The sequence below is a fragment of the Nocardioidaceae bacterium SCSIO 66511 genome (genome assembly GCA_023100825.1).
GTDB lineage: Bacteria > Actinomycetota > Actinomycetes > Propionibacteriales > Nocardioidaceae > Solicola.
Genome location: CP095846.1, coordinates 2296359 through 2311415 on the forward strand (window position 1 = coordinate 2296359; position 15057 = coordinate 2311415).

The following is a 15057-nucleotide window of genomic DNA, read 5'->3' on the forward strand; positions in this document are numbered from 1 at the left end:
CGCTCCGGGTGCCGGCCGACCGGCGGCATCCGATCGACGCATCACCACGGCGTGACCGCATCCCACGCTCCGCCGATCGTGTCGCCGACGTCGTCGGCAACGTCTCCGAGGTCGTCCAGCCGGTCACCGGCCCAGTCTCCGAGCTCGTCGACCCGATCGCCGGTCCAGTTCACGACATTTTCGACCCGGTCGCCGGTCCAATCGACAGCAGTGGAGACGCCGGCCGTGATGTCGTCCCAGTTGCGATAGATCATGATCCCCGCGGACACCAGCCCCGCGCCGATCAGGACGCCCGCACCGACCGGTCCGAGCGAGAGTACGGGGGTCAGCGCGAGCAGGCCGCCGCCCGACGATACGAGGCCGGCGACATCGCCCGTCGCGCGGAGGGCGGTGTCCCACCCGCTCTTGCCGTCGTTGCCGTTCATGATCAGGTCGACGAGATCCGTGCCGTTGGCGACAACGCTCAGGACGGCCAGCGTGCCGCCGAGCTTGCCGGTTGCTTTCGCGGCATCGACCCACTTGCTCGCGGCAGCCGCCTTGTCGGCCTCGGCGAAGAGCTTGGTGTACTGCAGCAGGCTGATCTCTTCGCGGGACTTCATATAGGTGTTCAGCGACGCAAGCGAGGTCGTGTCGAGGTTTCGGCCAATCGCGGTCAGCACGGCACCCCATTGGTGCTCGGTGCGTGCCAGCTCTGCCGCGACCTCGGTGAGGTCCTTGGATGCGCTGAACATCGCGAACAGCTTGCGGAACTTGCCAGGTGTCTTCCACAGCTTGCGTGCCTCGTGGAAGTAGCTGCGGATCGTGTTCAGCGTTTCGAGGTCGATATTGGGGAATGCCGCCGTCACGTCCATCGGGAGGTAGCCGGCAGCGATGAGCAGCATGATCGACTGATCCGTCGGCCCGGCGTCCAGCATCTTGCCGATCGCGTCGGCTTCCGAGTCGAGGTTCTCAAGCAGCTGGTCGCGCTCGCGGCGCAGCGTCGCCTGCAATCCGGAGTCCGCGGTACGGATTGCGCCGGCGCGATCCTCGGGTGTGGCTGTCTCGACGGTTCCGTCGACGGTGCACACGGGCGCGCCGACGTAGAAGTCGGCCGCCTTGGCGTCCTCGTACCGCCGATTGAGGTCGTCGATGCCGTCGTTGTAGGTATCGACGGCGTCGGCGTACCGATTCAGCGCGCCGCTGGACAGGTACGACGTCTGCCCGAGCTTGGTGCTCGTCGTCTCGGGGTCATCGGTCACTGCCGACGTTGGTGCTTCGATGTAACTGTCGACGGCGGCGGTAGCGGTCGACGATCGGCCGAACAGCGATCCGGACAGCACGCCGTAGGCGTCGCCGCTGCCCTTCGCCGTCGTCGCGTTGTCGCGAATGACCGACGGCTGGGCATCGTGGTGTGCAAACAGGCCCATGGCCTTCCCCCTTGTGCTGGCGCGGCAACACAGAAGCCGACCGCTTGGCGGTTGAAAACCTAGGAGCCGGTGAATACTTCTCGGCGCACAGCAGATTGCCGGGCGGTTACGGAGAGGCATCGGGCCGGGGCTGATGCTCGTAGGCCGTCGAGACAGCGCCGATTTGACTTGGCGTGACCCCTTCGGCTCCTACGGTGAAGACCGAACCTGCACCTGGGTCGTTCGGACGGGCGACCGATAACGATGAAGGAGCGGATCATGCCAGAAGTACGGATGAATGAGGTCGACGGAGTTTTCAAGTCCGGCCAGCACTACGGCGGCACGGGTGGCGACACCTTCAGCGCCAGCAAGACGCACCAGTCGAAGATGGAGGGCATCCGCCCGGGATTCATCGGCATGGGTGGCAACACAGCCCAGACGGTCGCGGCGCTCGGCAGCGGCACGACCGCGCAGATCGCCAAGCACATCGCCGACCAGGCCGTTCGCGCCGTGCAGGCCGGTAAGTCCGGTATCACCGGTGACGAGCAGGCGCACGGCGATCAGCAGGCCGCGCACTCGCAGAACGAGATGGTCGCGCAGAGCTCGATCCCCCCGATCAACGCTGTCTGACCCACCCAGCACGTACTGAAAGGACTTGAACAATGGCTACCTCCCAGATGCAACTCGTGATGAACCACGGCCTGATCGATGAGGGCTCGGCGAACCTCGGCGCCCACGTCGGCAATGTCGAGGGTTTCCGCGGTCAGATCAAGGCCGAGTGCGGTCGACTGCTCGCCAACTTCGGCGGCGGCGCCGGTACGGAAGAGCACGGCCAGGTCATGCGGATGGTCGACCAGCTGATCGACGATCACGTGAACGCGCTCACCACGCACAAGACAGGCATGGCGAACGCATCGGGCACCGCCGCGGCCACCGCCAAGACGATCGGCACCCGGATGGGCCAGACCGCCCTCTGATCCGACCGACGTCATTTCACCTGAGTGAAGGGAGGAACCGATGTCCTTCGGTATGAACCCGGCGCCGTTGGCCGGCGCCGGCCGTAGCGTCGGCAATCTGGATACCGATGCATCGTCTGCCGTGTCCAAGCTCAAGGGCGCGTTGGCCGACGCGGAAGGTGCCGTTCACCATCCCCTCCTCGCCGGTCGGATCGGCTCGGTCGTGACCGATGTGGCGACCCAGGGCAACCGCCTCGTGCACAACGTCGGTGCCGCCGGGTCCCAGATCGTCGACGCCGCGGTCCAGGGCGTGCAGGGTGACGAACAGTCTGCGTACGATCAGGAGCCTGCGAAGTCACTTGTCACCGAGCAGCTGCCGACAGTGACGAAGCCGATCAACTTCTGACAACCGCTCGTCCAGCAACAGGCGGCCCGGTCATCGAGAGATGACCGGGCCGCCTGTTGTTGTGCTACGAGCAATGCGCCCGCCGGGCGTCGTGTAAGAGCCGACGGGTCTGAGCGTCGTCCATCGAGGTGTGCAGGTCACTGGTACGGGCCGTACGTCCCTGCGACGACGGGGCGACCGTTGTCCGGCGGCGGGGCGGGTGCCGCCCGATCACTCGTCGTCGAGCGCTGTCTGCACCTGTGAGCCGCCGCCACCCCGGCCGACGTACAACGCACGGCCTTCGGGGAGGCGTGCGGGCGCAACGTTGTTGAGCACTCGGCCCTCCATCCGGTCGCCCGAGAACAGGAAGCCCGGCGTACCGATGTCGCCGAGGCGCTGCAGCAGCGGCTCGAAGATCGCGCGCCCGAGACCACCCGTACGCCGAGCGATGACCAGATGGAGGCCGAGGTCGCGGCCCTGCGGCACGAACTCCGTGTACTCCTGCAGCGGGTTGCCGTTGCTGGTCACGACCAGGTCGTAGTCGTCGACGAGCACGACGACCTCGAGGCCCTTCCACCAGGTGCGGTTGCGCAACTGCTCGGAGGTGACATCGGGGCCCGGTACGCGCTGGCGGATCGACGCACTGATCTCGGAAGTCACCTGGCGAGCGCGCTGCTCCTCGGTGACGTACGCGAGCATGTACTCGTCGGGCACGATGTCGAGCATCGTCCGGCGGTAGTCGACGACCACGAAGCCGAGCTGGTCCGGAGGCCGGCTCGCCATCAGCCCCTTCGCGAGGACCTTCAGCATGTTCGTCTTGCCGGTCTCGCCGTCGCCGTACACCAGCATGTGCGGCGACGAGCCGAACAGGCCGACCATGGCCGTGCCGAGGTTGAGCTCCGAAAGCCCGACCGGGATGTCTTCCTGCCCGGGTTTCGGCGTGTCCAGTTCGGAGAGGCGGACCAGGCTGGGCAGCACCTTGACCTTGGAGACCCGGGTGGTCCAGCGCTGGGAGACGACGGACGCGGCGTGGGCGATGCCCGCCGAGATGTCATCGGCGTCCTGCTCACCGTCGATGCGGGGAAGGGCGCCGTGGAACTGCAGGTTGCCGTCGATGTCGGTGAGTCCGCGACCCGGAGTGTCCTTCGGGATCTGGTCCATCAGCTTGCGGTCGAACGACGAGTCGTACGAGTCGTTCAACCGGAACTCGAGCTGGCCTCCGAAGGCCGGCTGCATCCGCATCCGGATCTGCATTCCCTGAGTCACCGACAACACGACGTGCACGCCGTAGTTCAGGCCGCGGGCGGCGATATCGCCGACCACGAACTCGAGCTGGTCGTACTCCTCGCGGAACGTACCCCAGCCGTCGACGACCAGGAACACATCGCCGGGGACATCGGCGGGTACGCGCCCTTCGGCTCGCGCGTTGCGCAAGTCGCGCATGGAGTTCAGCCCGTAGTCCTTGAACAGCTGCTCGCGCGCGTTGAGGATGCCCATCACGTCGTTGATCGTGCGCTGGATGCGCTCGGCGTCCATCCGGGTCGCGACCGCACCGACGTGCGGCATCGGTTCGAGCCCGGTCAACAGTCCGCCGCCGTAGTCGATGCAGTAGAACGCCACGTCGTTCGGCGCGTACCGCAGCGCCATCGACGTGATCATGGTAGCGAGGAGGACGCTCTTACCGGATGCCGGCGATCCGGCGATGACCAGGTTGCCGGCCGCGCCGCTGAAGTCCCAGTCGAGTACGAACTGGCGCTGTTTCGCGGCGTCGTCGACTCGGCCGAGCGCCGCCTTGACGGTCGCCACGTCGCCGCGCTCATCGACGTCGATCAGGTCGTCGAGGGTGAGGGTGTCCGGCAGCGGATCGAGCCACACCGGACGTACCTTGGGGGCGCCGACGGACTCCAGCTGGTGGCAGATGACGTCGAGCACCGACTGGTTGTCGGGGCCCGTCGGCTGGTCGGGTTGGTCGGCCTCCTCGTTGGCGGCGGCCGCCTGCTGCGCGATCCAGGTGCCGAGACCGTTGAGCGCGACGTACGGAACGACCGGGACGATGGTCTTCGGACCTTCGACCGGCGGGGTGTACGGCGAAGACACCAGGGCCGCCTTGAACCGTTCGAAGACCGTCGTATCGACCTTCAGATACCCCGAGCCCGGCTCCGGCGGGAGGTGATAGGCATCGGTGACGCCGATGGCGTCGCGGCTCTCGGACTCCGAGAACGTACGCAGGCTGATCCGGTACGACAGATGCGACTCGAGGCCGCGGATCTTGCCCATCTCCAACTTCTGCGTGGCGAGCAGCAGATGGACGCCGATGGATCGGCCGATCCGGCCGATCGCGACGAACAGCTCGGCGAAGTCGGGCTTCGCGGTGAGCAGCTCGGAGAACTCGTCGATGATGACGAGCAGATGGGGGAGCGGCTCGAGGTCCGCGCCCGCCTCGATCTGGTCGTGGTACGCCGTGACGTTCGGTAGGTTGCCGGCCTCCTTCAGGATCTCCTGGCGTCGCTGCATCTCACCGAACAACGCGTCACGCATCCGGTCGACGAGCGTCAGGTCGTCCTGGAGGTTGGTGATCATGCCCGCCATATGCGGGATGTCCTCCATGGCGGCGAACGTCGCACCACCCTTGAAGTCGACGAGCATCAGGGCGAGCCGGTCCGGTGGATGACCGATCACCAGCGAACTGACGAGCGTGCGCAGCATCTCCGACTTACCGGAGCCGGTTGCGCCGACGACCATGCCGTGCGGGCCCATACCGCCGTGTGCCGACTCCTTGAGGTCGAGCGTGACGGCGTTGCCGTTCTGCCCGACACCTATCGGCACCCGCAGCAAGTCGCGCAGGGCACGCCGACGCCAGGTCACCCGCGGGTCGAGCGTTGCCGGATCGGGTACGCCCAGAATATCGGGCAGGCCGACGGTCGTGGTCAGCGTCTCGTCGGCCTCCTCCTCGACCGAAAGGCGGAGGGCGGAGAGCTGCCGTGCGACGACGTTCGTGAGACCCGGCGGCGTGGTGTCGAGTCGGAACGACCAGGGTCGCGAGGCGATCGTCGTGGTGAGGTCGTCGCCGATGGTGATCCGGTCGTCGATCGTGTCGGGCTCGGCGCGCCGGTTCGTGACCAACGAGATCACGTGTACGCCGAGGTCGGCGAGACTGACGCTCGAATCAGGTGACTCGATCGTCTGCTGAGTCAGCAGCTCCTCACCGTCGACGATGACGACGAGATGCGTCGGTTTGGTGACTTCCTGTCCGCGAGCGCGCTGATGGCGGTCCAGGCGCGCTTCGAGGTCGGGGGCGAGGAACTCCTGCATCGACGCGATGCTGTTCGTGACCCGTCGGGCCGCCAGGTCGCCGTCGTACGTGGCTCCGTCGTGGGTGTGCGGCGCCCACTTCGCCCAGTCCCATTCGTGCGCGGTCGCATCGGAGCGTACGACGGCGAGCTCGAGGTCGTTGGGCGAGTGGAATGCGATCAATTGCGCGATGACGGACTGCGCGAGCGAGCGCGACAGAGCGGGCTGCCCGAGCACGCTCACGGATCCGACCTCCTTGAGGTCGATCGTGATCGGCTGGTCGTGGAGCACCGAGTAGCGGGTCTGCAGCTCCTTGGCCGCCTCGAGACACACCGGGTCGAACTCGTTCAGCGGACCGGTGTCGGCGTTCATCGTCAGCGGCGACGCGATCGGTTCGTCGCCGGTGCCGAGGCGTACGACCAGAAAGTCGGGGTCTGACAGCCGCCGCTCCCAGCGACGTGCGTCGTCGCGGGCGATGTCGATCAGGGCGCTGAGAGGGGGGTGACGCTTGGCCTGGCCGCCGCGCTGCGTCGCGATCGTGTCGCGGACCGAATGGCGGAGCTGCTCGATGTAGTCGAGGTAGCGTTCCCGCGACTCGCGCATCTTGCGCTTTGACCCGCTCTTCTGCCCGATGATCATCAGCGAGCCGACGGCGATGGAGCCGACGAGGAACAGCAGTCCGCCGACCGCCATGATCGGGTTGTCGTTCGTCAATGCAACCGACAACGACGCGGTGCCGCTCATGATCGGCATCAGGATCATGCCGAGGCCCATGGTCGACGGCTGGTCCTGTTCCCGTTTCGGGGGCTCCGCGATCTCCAAGTCGCTGGAGTCGGCGACCGGTGGCTGGTTTCGCGCGGGCCGCTTCACCAGGATCGTCGTCACATGGCACCTCGATGATCGTTGAGCATTTGGGCCGTCGTCGGGTTTAGACCGGCCCCCACCACGATATGCTCCCTCCGGGTCTAGTTGACACCACCGTCTGCCAGGATCGTGACCTGCTGTGATCGGATGACAGCGGAGCCGACCCGGATCCGCGACAGTTGTGAGGTGAGAGGAAGTACGGTGCTGACTGCGTACAGCCGCGTGACAGTCGTGAGCCCGGAGCGCACCGTCGACCTCGCGTTGCCGAGCGCGCTGCCGCTCTCGGAGGTGGTGCCGCAGGTTCTTCGGTTCTGCTCGCCCAACACCGAACGCGACCAGCCGACCGCCTGGACGCTCGCTCGCGTCGGCGGGACCCCGATTCCGCTCGGCCAGACCCTTTCCGATGCGGGTGTGCTCGACGGCGAGGTGCTCGAGCTGCGCGGTCAGCGCGCGAACGTCAAGCCCGCCGTCGTCGAAGACGTACGCGACGCGGTCGAAGACAGCACCGACGAGGCGGGCGGCGTCTGGTCGCCGACCACCACGGTCACGTACGCCCTGCTGGCAACGGCGGCGGCATTCACCGTCATCGGCCTGTTGCAGCTGCTTGCGCCGTCGCTGGTGACCGGCGACGACACGGTTGAGATCGTGAGCTCGGTCGTGGTGGTCGCGCTCATGCTTGGCGCGACGGCATGGGCGACGCAGTTCTCACACGCCTGGGTCGAGCAGGTGTGTCTCGGCGTCGCGATGGGCTGGGGCTACCTGGTCGGGTCGTCGCTGGCCGTCACCGCTGAGCTCGACTCCGAATGGGCGTGGATGATCGGGTTCTCCTGCGTCGCGGCGGTCGCCGGAGGCGGGCGGATCCTCACTCCTTCGGGCATCGCACACGTGTCCTGGTCGGCGTTCGTACTGGTTGCCGCAGTCACGTCCGGTGTCGTCGGCTTGATCACGGCGATCGACATCCCGCCGCTGCAGGATGTCCGCGCGATCCCCGTTGTTTTCCTGCTCGTCGTCGGCATCCTCCCGCGGGTCTCGCTGTCGGTCGGCGGTCTCGCGAGCGCCGACTACCGCGTACGCAACGCCGCCAGCGTCACGAGCGTCCAGCTGCGGGCGCGATATCGCGAGAGCAACGGCCTGCTGGTCGGTGCCCTCGTCGGCATCTCGGTCGTGGTCGTGTGGGCGGCGTGGTACCTCCAGCAGAGCGACCTGTGGTGGGACCGCTACCTGATGATCTCGCTCGGGCTGGTCGCGATCCTGCGGTCACGGGTGTTCTCGCGCATCCAGCATCTGGTGCCGCTGCGCGTCGCCGGCACCATCGTGCTGGTCCTCGAGGGGCTTTCATTCGCGCAGGAGTACGACGCGATGCACACCTGGGTCGTGTTGATCTTCGTCGGTGCTGCCGCGGCGCTGGTCGGCACGAGCACGCTCGGCATGTCCGATGTGACCCGGGCGCGGATCAAACGCACCCTGAACCTCGTGGAGTTCCTCATCGTCGTAGAGATGCTGGTGATGATGTGTGGTGCCATGGGCGTGTTCGACAAGGTCGGAGGGATGATGTGAGACGTGCCGATCTCGGGGCGTACGTCGGCGTCCACCTCTGTTTGCACCGGCATCGGGAGGTGATGGCACGATGAGCGATCAGGACACACCGGACGACGAGGAGCTCGAGGAGCGCCGCAAGGCGACGGCTCAGCAGGCCGCGGCCGATCTGGACCGAATGGGCATCGACCCACGCGCGCTCGGCCTCGACACACCGCCACCGCCGCGCGAGCCTGCGCAGCGTCCGCCGGCGCCGACCCAGCCTCCGCAGCCACCGATCGAGCAGCCGCAGCCACCGGCGTCCCTGGCACCTGCGCCGCCGGCGAGCGTGACTCCGTTGCGGCCGGAGTTCGCCGCACATCAGACGGCACCGGCCCAGCGGCCGCCCGATCCGCCATTCCAGCAGCCCACCCCTGCGCCGCCGCAGGGTCCTGTGCCGCCCCGCGGCCCCATGCCACCGCGTACCCCGGGTACGTACGCCCCGCAGCACGCTGCGCCGCCCGTCGAGCCGGCGCCCGCGCCACCGCGTCAGCGCACACCGGTCGAGGAGCTGCTCGCGCGCACCGCGGGCGACATGCCGGCACCGTCGCGCACCGGCGGCCTGTTGCGCACGATGACGTCGGCGATCGTCACTCCCGACTCCGCCGAGGCGACGGCCCATGAGCGTGAGCTCGTCGCCGCACTGCGTACGCGCCAGACCGAGCGCCGGGTCGTGTCGTTCTTCGCCGGTAAGGGCGGTGTCGGTACGACCACCGTCGTGGCCGGTGTCGGCACGGCACTTGCCGCGTTGCGCGAGGAGCACACCGTCGCGGTCGACGTACGCGCGGGCACGGCCTCGCTCGGGCAGCTGCTCGGAGTAGACGCGCCGATGTCGGTGCGGCGGTTCCTCAGCGACGGCGACGAGGCACGGGTCGCGGAGGCACCAACCGGCCTGCATGTGCTCGACGGTGTTGGCTGGGAGCAGCGCCTCCGGCGCACCGATGTGTCTACGGCCGTCGAGCGCCTCGGTGCCGACCACACGTTCACCCTGCTCGACGTCGGCAACGACGCGAGTGAGGTCGGGCACGCCGCCGTTGCTCGCAGCGATCAGACCGTCATCGTGGCGTCGGCAGGTCGCGCCGGTCTGGCCGCGCTCGAAGTGGCGACGGCGCGGCTCGCGCACACCGACCCGTTCGCCGTCGAACGCGCGGTGTACGCCATCGTGTGCCAGCACGACGAGGCGTACCGGCAGGTGCACCGTGAGACCGTGCAGCGCCTGGCGATCGACCCGCTGCGTGTCGTCGTCGTGCCCCCTGACGAGGTGCTCGCGAGCGGTCGCGGGTTCGATCCGGCGACCGTGCGCGTGTCGACCCGGACCGCGATGTTGCGCATCGGCGCGGCACTGGCGCTCTCCGGAGGGCGCCAGTGACCTCCCCGAACGGTTTCGAGCGTCCGGCACCACCGACGCCGCCTCCGCCCGCACCGCCGATGGGCGGCACACCGAACGCCGAGAAGTACGTACTCGCTGCCGACGCCATGCGCCGGCGGCAGCTTCGCTCGGCGCTCCTGCACGGCTCGCGGCGTACGTGGCGAGAGCATCCGCGGGTGTGGCCGGCCATCGTGGTCGGAGTCATCGCGGTTGCCGTGGTCGTTGCGGCGATCGCGGTCGTCGGCGCCTTCCAGAAGCAGCAGGAGAAGGAGAAGCAGGAAGAGGAGGAGTCGAACTCCTTGGTGTGGACGCAGTATGACCAGGTTCGCGACACCAGGTACGTTGTGCGACGGGCTGACAGCAGCTTGACACCTGGGATCCACTCGATAACGCGTTCGGACGAATCCGAAGGAAGACACTGAATGGCCAGCACGAAGACCCCCACCAGCACGCAGAACGGCACCTCCGGGCGGCTGCCGTCGACGCGTGAGCGGCGCCCTGCCCTCGCCGCGCTCGCCGTGCTGCTGATCGTCGGCGGTGCGCTCGCCAGCGCGTGGCTCGCGATGCAGTCGGGTCACCGAGCGGAGTTCGTCCAGGTCAGCGGTGAGCTCGGCCAGGGCCAGGAGATCACCGCCGATGACCTCGACACCGTCGAGCTACCCGAAGACTTCGAGGGCGGCGTGCCCGAGGCCGACCAGGACGACCTCGTCGGCAAGTTCACGACGACGCCGTGGACACCCGGCATGGTCGTCACCGACTCGATGTTCACCGACAAGAGCGAACAAGCCGACGAGTACCGCGTTGCGCTGCAGGTCGACCCGCCGCTGGCGCCCGAGCTGACCGCGGGCACCAACGTCGTCGTCTACACCGGCGGCGGTGACGGGGTCGCCGGCACCGTCACCGACGATGTCTCTGCGAGCGATGACGGGCTCGGCTCGAGCGACGTGTTCGCGGTGATCAGCGTCGACGCGACCTGCGGCAATCAGGTGGCGAAGGCCAAGCAGGCCGACACCGCGCAGGTCCTGGTCGCCAACAAGCCCGAGTCTCCCGACGCCGCGCAGACGTGCGGCTGAGCCGGGGTCAGAGATGGGACTGATTGCGGTCGCCTCGGCGAAGGGTTCGCCGGGCGCGACGACGACATCGCTGGTCATCGGTGCGCTGTGGCCGCGTCCGGTCGTGGTCGCCGAATGCGATCCCGCCGGCGGCGATATCGCGATGCGTATGCCCGCGGCCGAGGGCGGCGTACTCGACCCCGAGCGCGGGCTGTTGAGCCTCGCCGCAGCCGGCCGTAAGTCGATGCACTCCGATCTCGTGCTGCAGCACGCGCAGACCGTTGCGGGTGGGCTCGAGGTGCTGGTCGGTGTACGCGTGCCCGAGCAGGCCGTGGCACTGAACCAGCAGTGGGCGCAGTTCGGCCCGTTGCTAGCCGGCCTCGAGGGTCACGACGTCGTTGCCGACCTCGGCCGCCTCGGCGCGACGACGCCGCAGACCTCCCTGCTGGAGTCGGCGAGCGATGTCGTACTCGTCGTCGACACCCAGCCGAGCGCGGTCGTGCACATGCGCGAGCGGGCGCGGGCGATCGCGAACCGGTTCGAACCGCCTCGTGGGCCGCGCATCCACGTCGTGGTCGTCTCCGAGGTGCGCAGACGTCAAGCCGTACGAGAGATCGGCGATGCGCTGGAGCGTTCGGACGTCTCCGTCGTCGCAGTGCACCATCTCGCCGAGGATCCCAAGGGCGCGCTGTTCTTCGCCGGTCAGATCGAGGGGCGGCCCGACCGCACCAACCTCGTACGCACCGCCCGCCCTGTCGTTGCAGAGCTCGCCGCGGCGACCGCGCCCTACTTCCGCCCCGTCGACGAGGCCCCCGCGGAGGTTCAGCGATGACCGATCACGAGCTCGTACGCCAACTGCGCGTACAGGTCGCCGACCGGCTCAACGAGCAGCGTCGGCGCGACCAGGCGTCGGGCGTTGCTCCGATGTCGGTCGAGGACGAACGCGAGTACGCACGCTCGTTGATCGTGCAGGTGCTCGAAGACCATGCGCGCTACGAGATCGCCGAGGGCCGCGCCCCGCTTGCGGCCGACGACGAGGCCGGTGTCGCGTCGGCGATCCACTCGGCGCTGTTCGGCGTCGGTCGGCTGCAGCCGCTGCTGGAGGACCCCGAGGTCGAGAACGTCGACATCAACGGGTTCGACAACGTCTTCGTGCAGTACGGCGACGGCCGCGAGGAGCGGCATCCGCCGGTCGCCGAGAGCGACGAGGAGCTGGTCGAGCTGATCCAGGTCCTCGCGGCCCATACCGGGTTGTCGAGCCGTCCGTTCGACTCTGCCAACCCGCAGCTCGACCTGCGCCTTCCCGACGGCTCGCGGCTGTCGGCGGTGATGAACGTCTGCGCGAGGCCGTCCGTGTCGATCCGTAAGGCGCGGCTCGGCCGGGTGTTCCTCGACGAGCTGATCGCCAACGGCACCGTGAGTCCCGACATCGGGTCCTTCCTGAAGGCCGCTGTCGGCGCGCGCAAGAACATCATGATCGCGGGAGCGACGAACGCCGGTAAGACCACGCTGCTGCGTGCTCTGGCCAACGAGATCCCCGAGCACGAGCGGCTGGTCACCGTCGAGCGTGCGCTCGAGCTCGGTCTGGGGGAGTACGAAGACCTTCACCCCAATGTCGTCGCGTTCGAGGAGCGGCTGCCCAACTCCGAGGGGCTCGGCGGTGTGACGATGGCCGAGCTGGTCCGCCGTTCGCTGCGCATGAACCCGTCGCGGGTGATCGTCGGCGAGGTGCTCGGCGACGAGATCGTCACCATGCTCAACGCGATGAGCCAGGGCAACGACGGTTCGCTGTCGACGATCCACGCGAACTCCTCGCTCGAGGTGTTCAACCGCATCGGCACGTACGCGATCCAGTCCCGCGAGAAGCTGCCGATCGAGGCGACCAGCCTGCTGGTGGCGGGCGCGCTCGACTTCGTGATCTTCGTACGCAAGCACAACGACTACGTCGGCGGCGGCGAGCAGATCCGTGTCGTCGAGAGCATCCGAGAAGTCGTCGGGCACGACGAGCAGGTGCTGTCCAGCGAGGTGTTCGCGCCCGACTCGCAGGGCCGGGCCGCTGCACATGCTCCGATTGCGTGCATCCGTGACCTCGAAGAGCATGGCTACCAACCGCTCGTACACGGCGCATGGAACTGATTCCCCATGTCTGACTACCGGATCGCATTGGCGCTGACCGCCGGGGCCGTCGTCGGCCTCGGAGTCGCCTTGTGCATTCTCGCGATCGTGGGCGTCCCGCGCCGCGACGTCACGCCCCGGCGCGTACGCAGCCGCAAGGACGTCGAGCGGCAGACGAAGTTCGCTGTTGCGGGTGTCGTGGTGTTCGCCGCGACGCTGGTCGTGACGCAGTGGTTGGTGCTGGCGGCGGTCTTCGGCGCGGTGGTGATCTTCTGGGACCGGCTGTTCGGGGGTGCCCGCGTCGAGCGGCAGGCGATCGATCGCATCGAGGGTCTCGCGACGTGGACGGAGTCTCTGCGCGACACGATCGCCGGTGCGGTTGGGCTCGAGCAGGCGATTCCGGCGACGGCAGTGAACGCGGCACCGTCCATCCGGCCGGCACTGAACCTGCTCGTCGACCGGCTCCGCGTACGCGAACCACTTCCCGATGCGTTGATGAAGTTCGCCGACGACCTCGACGACCCGTCGGCCGACCTCGTCGTCGCCTCGCTGATCCTGAACGCTCGGTTGCGCGGGCCGGGTCTGCGCAGCGTGCTGTCGGCGTTATCGGAGTCGGCACGCGATGAGCTCGACCTGCGTAGGCGGGTCGAGGGCAGCCGTCGCAGCACCCGGCGCAGCGTGCTGATCGTGGTGCTGGTGATCGGCGCGATGTCGGGCTTCCTGATCCTGTTCAACCCGTCGTACGTCGAGCCGTACGACACTCCGCAGGGTCAGCTCGTGCTGGCGGTCGTGCTGGGGCTGTACGCGCTGTCGATCATGTGGCTGCGCAGGCTCGCGGGCGTACGCCAGCCGGAGCGGTTCCTCGTGCAGTCGCGGCATCAGGTTGAGTCCGAGGGGGCCGGCCGATGATCCTGCAGATGGCAGCCGGCGCCGTGATCGGCCTCGGGTTCCTGTTGCTGGTCTGGGTGCTGGCGAAACCCGCACCCGGCGTCGGCGCGACGCTTGCCCGGCTCGACGCGGGACGCCGCTCGCAGCAGGCGGCGACCACGACCGCGGCGAGTTCGCGAGTCGAGGCGCGCATCGACCGGGTGCGCGACGGCATCGGCGGCCGGATCGAGGCCGAGGCGATGGCGCGCGGGTTCAACCTCGATGCCACCCGCATGAACCTCGCGGTGATGAACAAGTCGATGGCGAGCCATCTCGGGTTGAAGGTACTGCTGGCGCTGGTCGCATTGGTCTGGTTCCCGATTGTGCTATCCGCAGCGGGAGTCTCCGTTGTGGGCCTGCCGTCGGTCGGGGTGCTTGCGGCCGTGGTGATCGCGTTCATGCTGCCCGATATGGCCTTGCGTCGCGATGCCGATGCCCGGCGGGCCGACTTCCGGCATGTGATGGGGTCGTTCCTCGATCTGGTCGCGATGAACCTCGCCGGCGGCCGCGGTCTGCCCGAGGCGCTGATGGCGGCGTCCTCGATCGGCGACCACTGGGCGATGGTGCGCATCCGGCAGGCGCTGTCGAACGCCCGAATCATGGGCCTCACGCCGTGGGAAGGCATCGCCGATCTCGGCAAGGAGCTCGGCGTCGACGAGCTGCGCGACCTAGCCTCGGCGCTGGCGCTGGCCGGCGATGAGGGCGCAAAGATCCGTTCATCGCTGATGGCACGCTCGGACAGCATGCGTCGCAAGGAGCTGGCCGACGTCGAGGGCGCTGCGGGAGAGAGCTCGCAGACCATGCTGTTGGCCCAGTTGCTGATGTGCGTGGCGTTCTTGATCTTCCTGGCCTATCCGGCCGTCCAACAACTCGGGAGTAGCTGACCATGACCGCATCGCTAAGAGGAGGTTTGGCATGAGTCTCGTGAAGATGCAGGTCGAGATCACCAGATTGTTGATTGTGCAGGTGCGAGGCCGGGCCGCTAAGGCCAGGCGCGAAGGCAGGAACGAGGTCGGTGCGTCCGCGATTGAGTGGGCGATCATCTCGGCGCTCGTCGTCGGTCTGGCAATTGTGGTGTTCGGCTTCGTTAAAGACGCGATCGAGAAAAAAGAGGGCGACATCAACAAGGAGCCGTAGC

Annotated in this window: 14 protein-coding genes; 12 read left to right on the forward strand and 2 right to left on the reverse strand. The window is 67.9% G+C overall.

Annotated features, from left to right (window positions below; all coding sequences use genetic code 11):
- Positions 1 to 41: 41 nt before the first annotated feature.
- Positions 42 to 1406, reverse strand: a complete 1365-nt coding sequence (locus MU582_10760; GenBank protein ID UPK77089.1) for a hypothetical protein — start codon at positions 1404 to 1406, stop codon at positions 42 to 44.
- Positions 1407 to 1664: 258 nt separating this feature from the next.
- On the opposite strand from MU582_10760, the gene MU582_10765 reads away from it, so the two are divergent.
- Genes MU582_10765 through MU582_10775 form a run of 3 tightly spaced genes read left to right on the forward strand, consistent with a single transcriptional unit; the run spans position 1665 to position 2747 of the window.
- Positions 1665 to 2015 (forward strand): hypothetical protein, encoded by a 351-nt coding sequence (locus MU582_10765; GenBank protein ID UPK77090.1) that lies wholly within the window; start codon positions 1665 to 1667, stop codon positions 2013 to 2015.
- 32 nt (positions 2016 to 2047) lie between these two features.
- Positions 2048 to 2362: a hypothetical protein gene (locus MU582_10770; protein UPK77091.1), complete on the forward strand. Its 315-nt coding sequence runs from the start codon at positions 2048 to 2050 to the stop codon at positions 2360 to 2362.
- Between the two features lie 40 nt (positions 2363 to 2402).
- A complete protein-coding gene (locus MU582_10775; GenBank protein ID UPK77092.1) occupies positions 2403 to 2747 on the forward strand; it encodes a hypothetical protein in 345 nt (114 codons plus the stop codon).
- Positions 2748 to 2957: 210 nt separating this feature from the next.
- Here the strand turns inward: MU582_10775 and eccCa are convergent, their stop codons facing one another.
- Positions 2958 to 6902 carry a type VII secretion protein EccCa gene (gene eccCa, locus MU582_10780; GenBank protein UPK77093.1) on the reverse strand — a complete coding sequence of 1315 codons (3945 nt, stop codon included), beginning with the start codon at positions 6900 to 6902 and terminating at the stop codon, positions 2958 to 2960.
- Positions 6903 to 7067: 165 nt separating this feature from the next.
- On the opposite strand from eccCa, the gene eccD reads away from it, so the two are divergent.
- The 9 genes from eccD to MU582_10825 all read left to right on the forward strand — a co-directional run bounded on the left by eccD (position 7068) and on the right by MU582_10825 (position 15056).
- On the forward strand, positions 7068 to 8438 hold the full coding sequence (gene eccD, locus MU582_10785) for a type VII secretion integral membrane protein EccD (protein ID UPK77094.1): 1371 nt from the start codon (positions 7068 to 7070) through the stop codon (positions 8436 to 8438).
- Positions 8439 to 8508: 70 nt separating this feature from the next.
- The gene (locus MU582_10790; GenBank protein ID UPK72937.1) at positions 8509 to 9825 is read left to right on the forward strand and encodes a hypothetical protein; all 1317 of its coding nucleotides are present in this window, start codon (positions 8509 to 8511) and stop codon (positions 9823 to 9825) included.
- A complete protein-coding gene (locus tag MU582_10795; GenBank protein ID UPK72938.1) occupies positions 9822 to 10247 on the forward strand; it encodes a hypothetical protein in 426 nt (141 codons plus the stop codon). Before MU582_10790 ends, MU582_10795 begins: the two co-directional genes overlap by 4 nt.
- Positions 10248 to 10898 carry an SAF domain-containing protein gene (locus MU582_10800; protein UPK72939.1) on the forward strand — a complete coding sequence of 217 codons (651 nt, stop codon included), beginning with the start codon at positions 10248 to 10250 and terminating at the stop codon, positions 10896 to 10898.
- A 13-nt stretch (positions 10899 to 10911) separates the two neighbouring features.
- Positions 10912 to 11709 carry a hypothetical protein gene (locus MU582_10805; protein ID UPK72940.1) on the forward strand — a complete coding sequence of 266 codons (798 nt, stop codon included), beginning with the start codon at positions 10912 to 10914 and terminating at the stop codon, positions 11707 to 11709.
- Positions 11706 to 13013, forward strand: coding sequence for a Flp pilus assembly complex ATPase component TadA (tadA, locus tag MU582_10810; GenBank protein ID UPK72941.1), 1308 nt, complete (start codon positions 11706 to 11708; stop codon positions 13011 to 13013). The genes MU582_10805 and tadA overlap by 4 nt, the downstream gene beginning before the upstream one ends.
- A gap of 6 nt (positions 13014 to 13019) precedes the next feature.
- Complete coding sequence (locus MU582_10815) at positions 13020 to 13901, forward strand: type II secretion system F family protein (protein ID UPK72942.1); 882 nt, start codon at positions 13020 to 13022, stop codon at positions 13899 to 13901.
- Entirely contained in the window at positions 13898 to 14803 is a 906-nt protein-coding gene (locus MU582_10820) for a type II secretion system F family protein (GenBank protein UPK72943.1), read from the forward strand. The genes MU582_10815 and MU582_10820 overlap by 4 nt, the downstream gene beginning before the upstream one ends.
- Before the next feature lie 31 nt (positions 14804 to 14834).
- The gene (locus MU582_10825) at positions 14835 to 15056 is read left to right on the forward strand and encodes a hypothetical protein (GenBank protein UPK72944.1); all 222 of its coding nucleotides are present in this window, start codon (positions 14835 to 14837) and stop codon (positions 15054 to 15056) included.
- Position 15057 lies beyond the last annotated feature (1 nt).

Coding starts and splice junctions, on each gene's coding strand:
- MU582_10760 (UPK77089.1), bottom strand. CDS start 1,406: ATGGGCCTGTTTGCACACCACGATGCCCAGCCGTCGGTCATTCGCGAC.
- MU582_10765 (UPK77090.1), top strand. CDS start 1,665: ATGCCAGAAGTACGGATGAATGAGGTCGACGGAGTTTTCAAGTCCGGC.
- MU582_10770 (UPK77091.1), top strand. CDS start 2,048: ATGGCTACCTCCCAGATGCAACTCGTGATGAACCACGGCCTGATCGAT.
- MU582_10775 (UPK77092.1), top strand. CDS start 2,403: ATGTCCTTCGGTATGAACCCGGCGCCGTTGGCCGGCGCCGGCCGTAGC.
- MU582_10790 (UPK72937.1), top strand. CDS start 8,509: ATGAGCGATCAGGACACACCGGACGACGAGGAGCTCGAGGAGCGCCGC.
- MU582_10800 (UPK72939.1), top strand. CDS start 10,248: ATGGCCAGCACGAAGACCCCCACCAGCACGCAGAACGGCACCTCCGGG.
- MU582_10805 (UPK72940.1), top strand. CDS start 10,912: ATGGGACTGATTGCGGTCGCCTCGGCGAAGGGTTCGCCGGGCGCGACG.
- tadA (UPK72941.1), top strand. CDS start 11,706: ATGACCGATCACGAGCTCGTACGCCAACTGCGCGTACAGGTCGCCGAC.
- MU582_10815 (UPK72942.1), top strand. CDS start 13,020: ATGTCTGACTACCGGATCGCATTGGCGCTGACCGCCGGGGCCGTCGTC.
- MU582_10820 (UPK72943.1), top strand. CDS start 13,898: ATGATCCTGCAGATGGCAGCCGGCGCCGTGATCGGCCTCGGGTTCCTG.
- MU582_10825 (UPK72944.1), top strand. CDS start 14,835: ATGAGTCTCGTGAAGATGCAGGTCGAGATCACCAGATTGTTGATTGTG.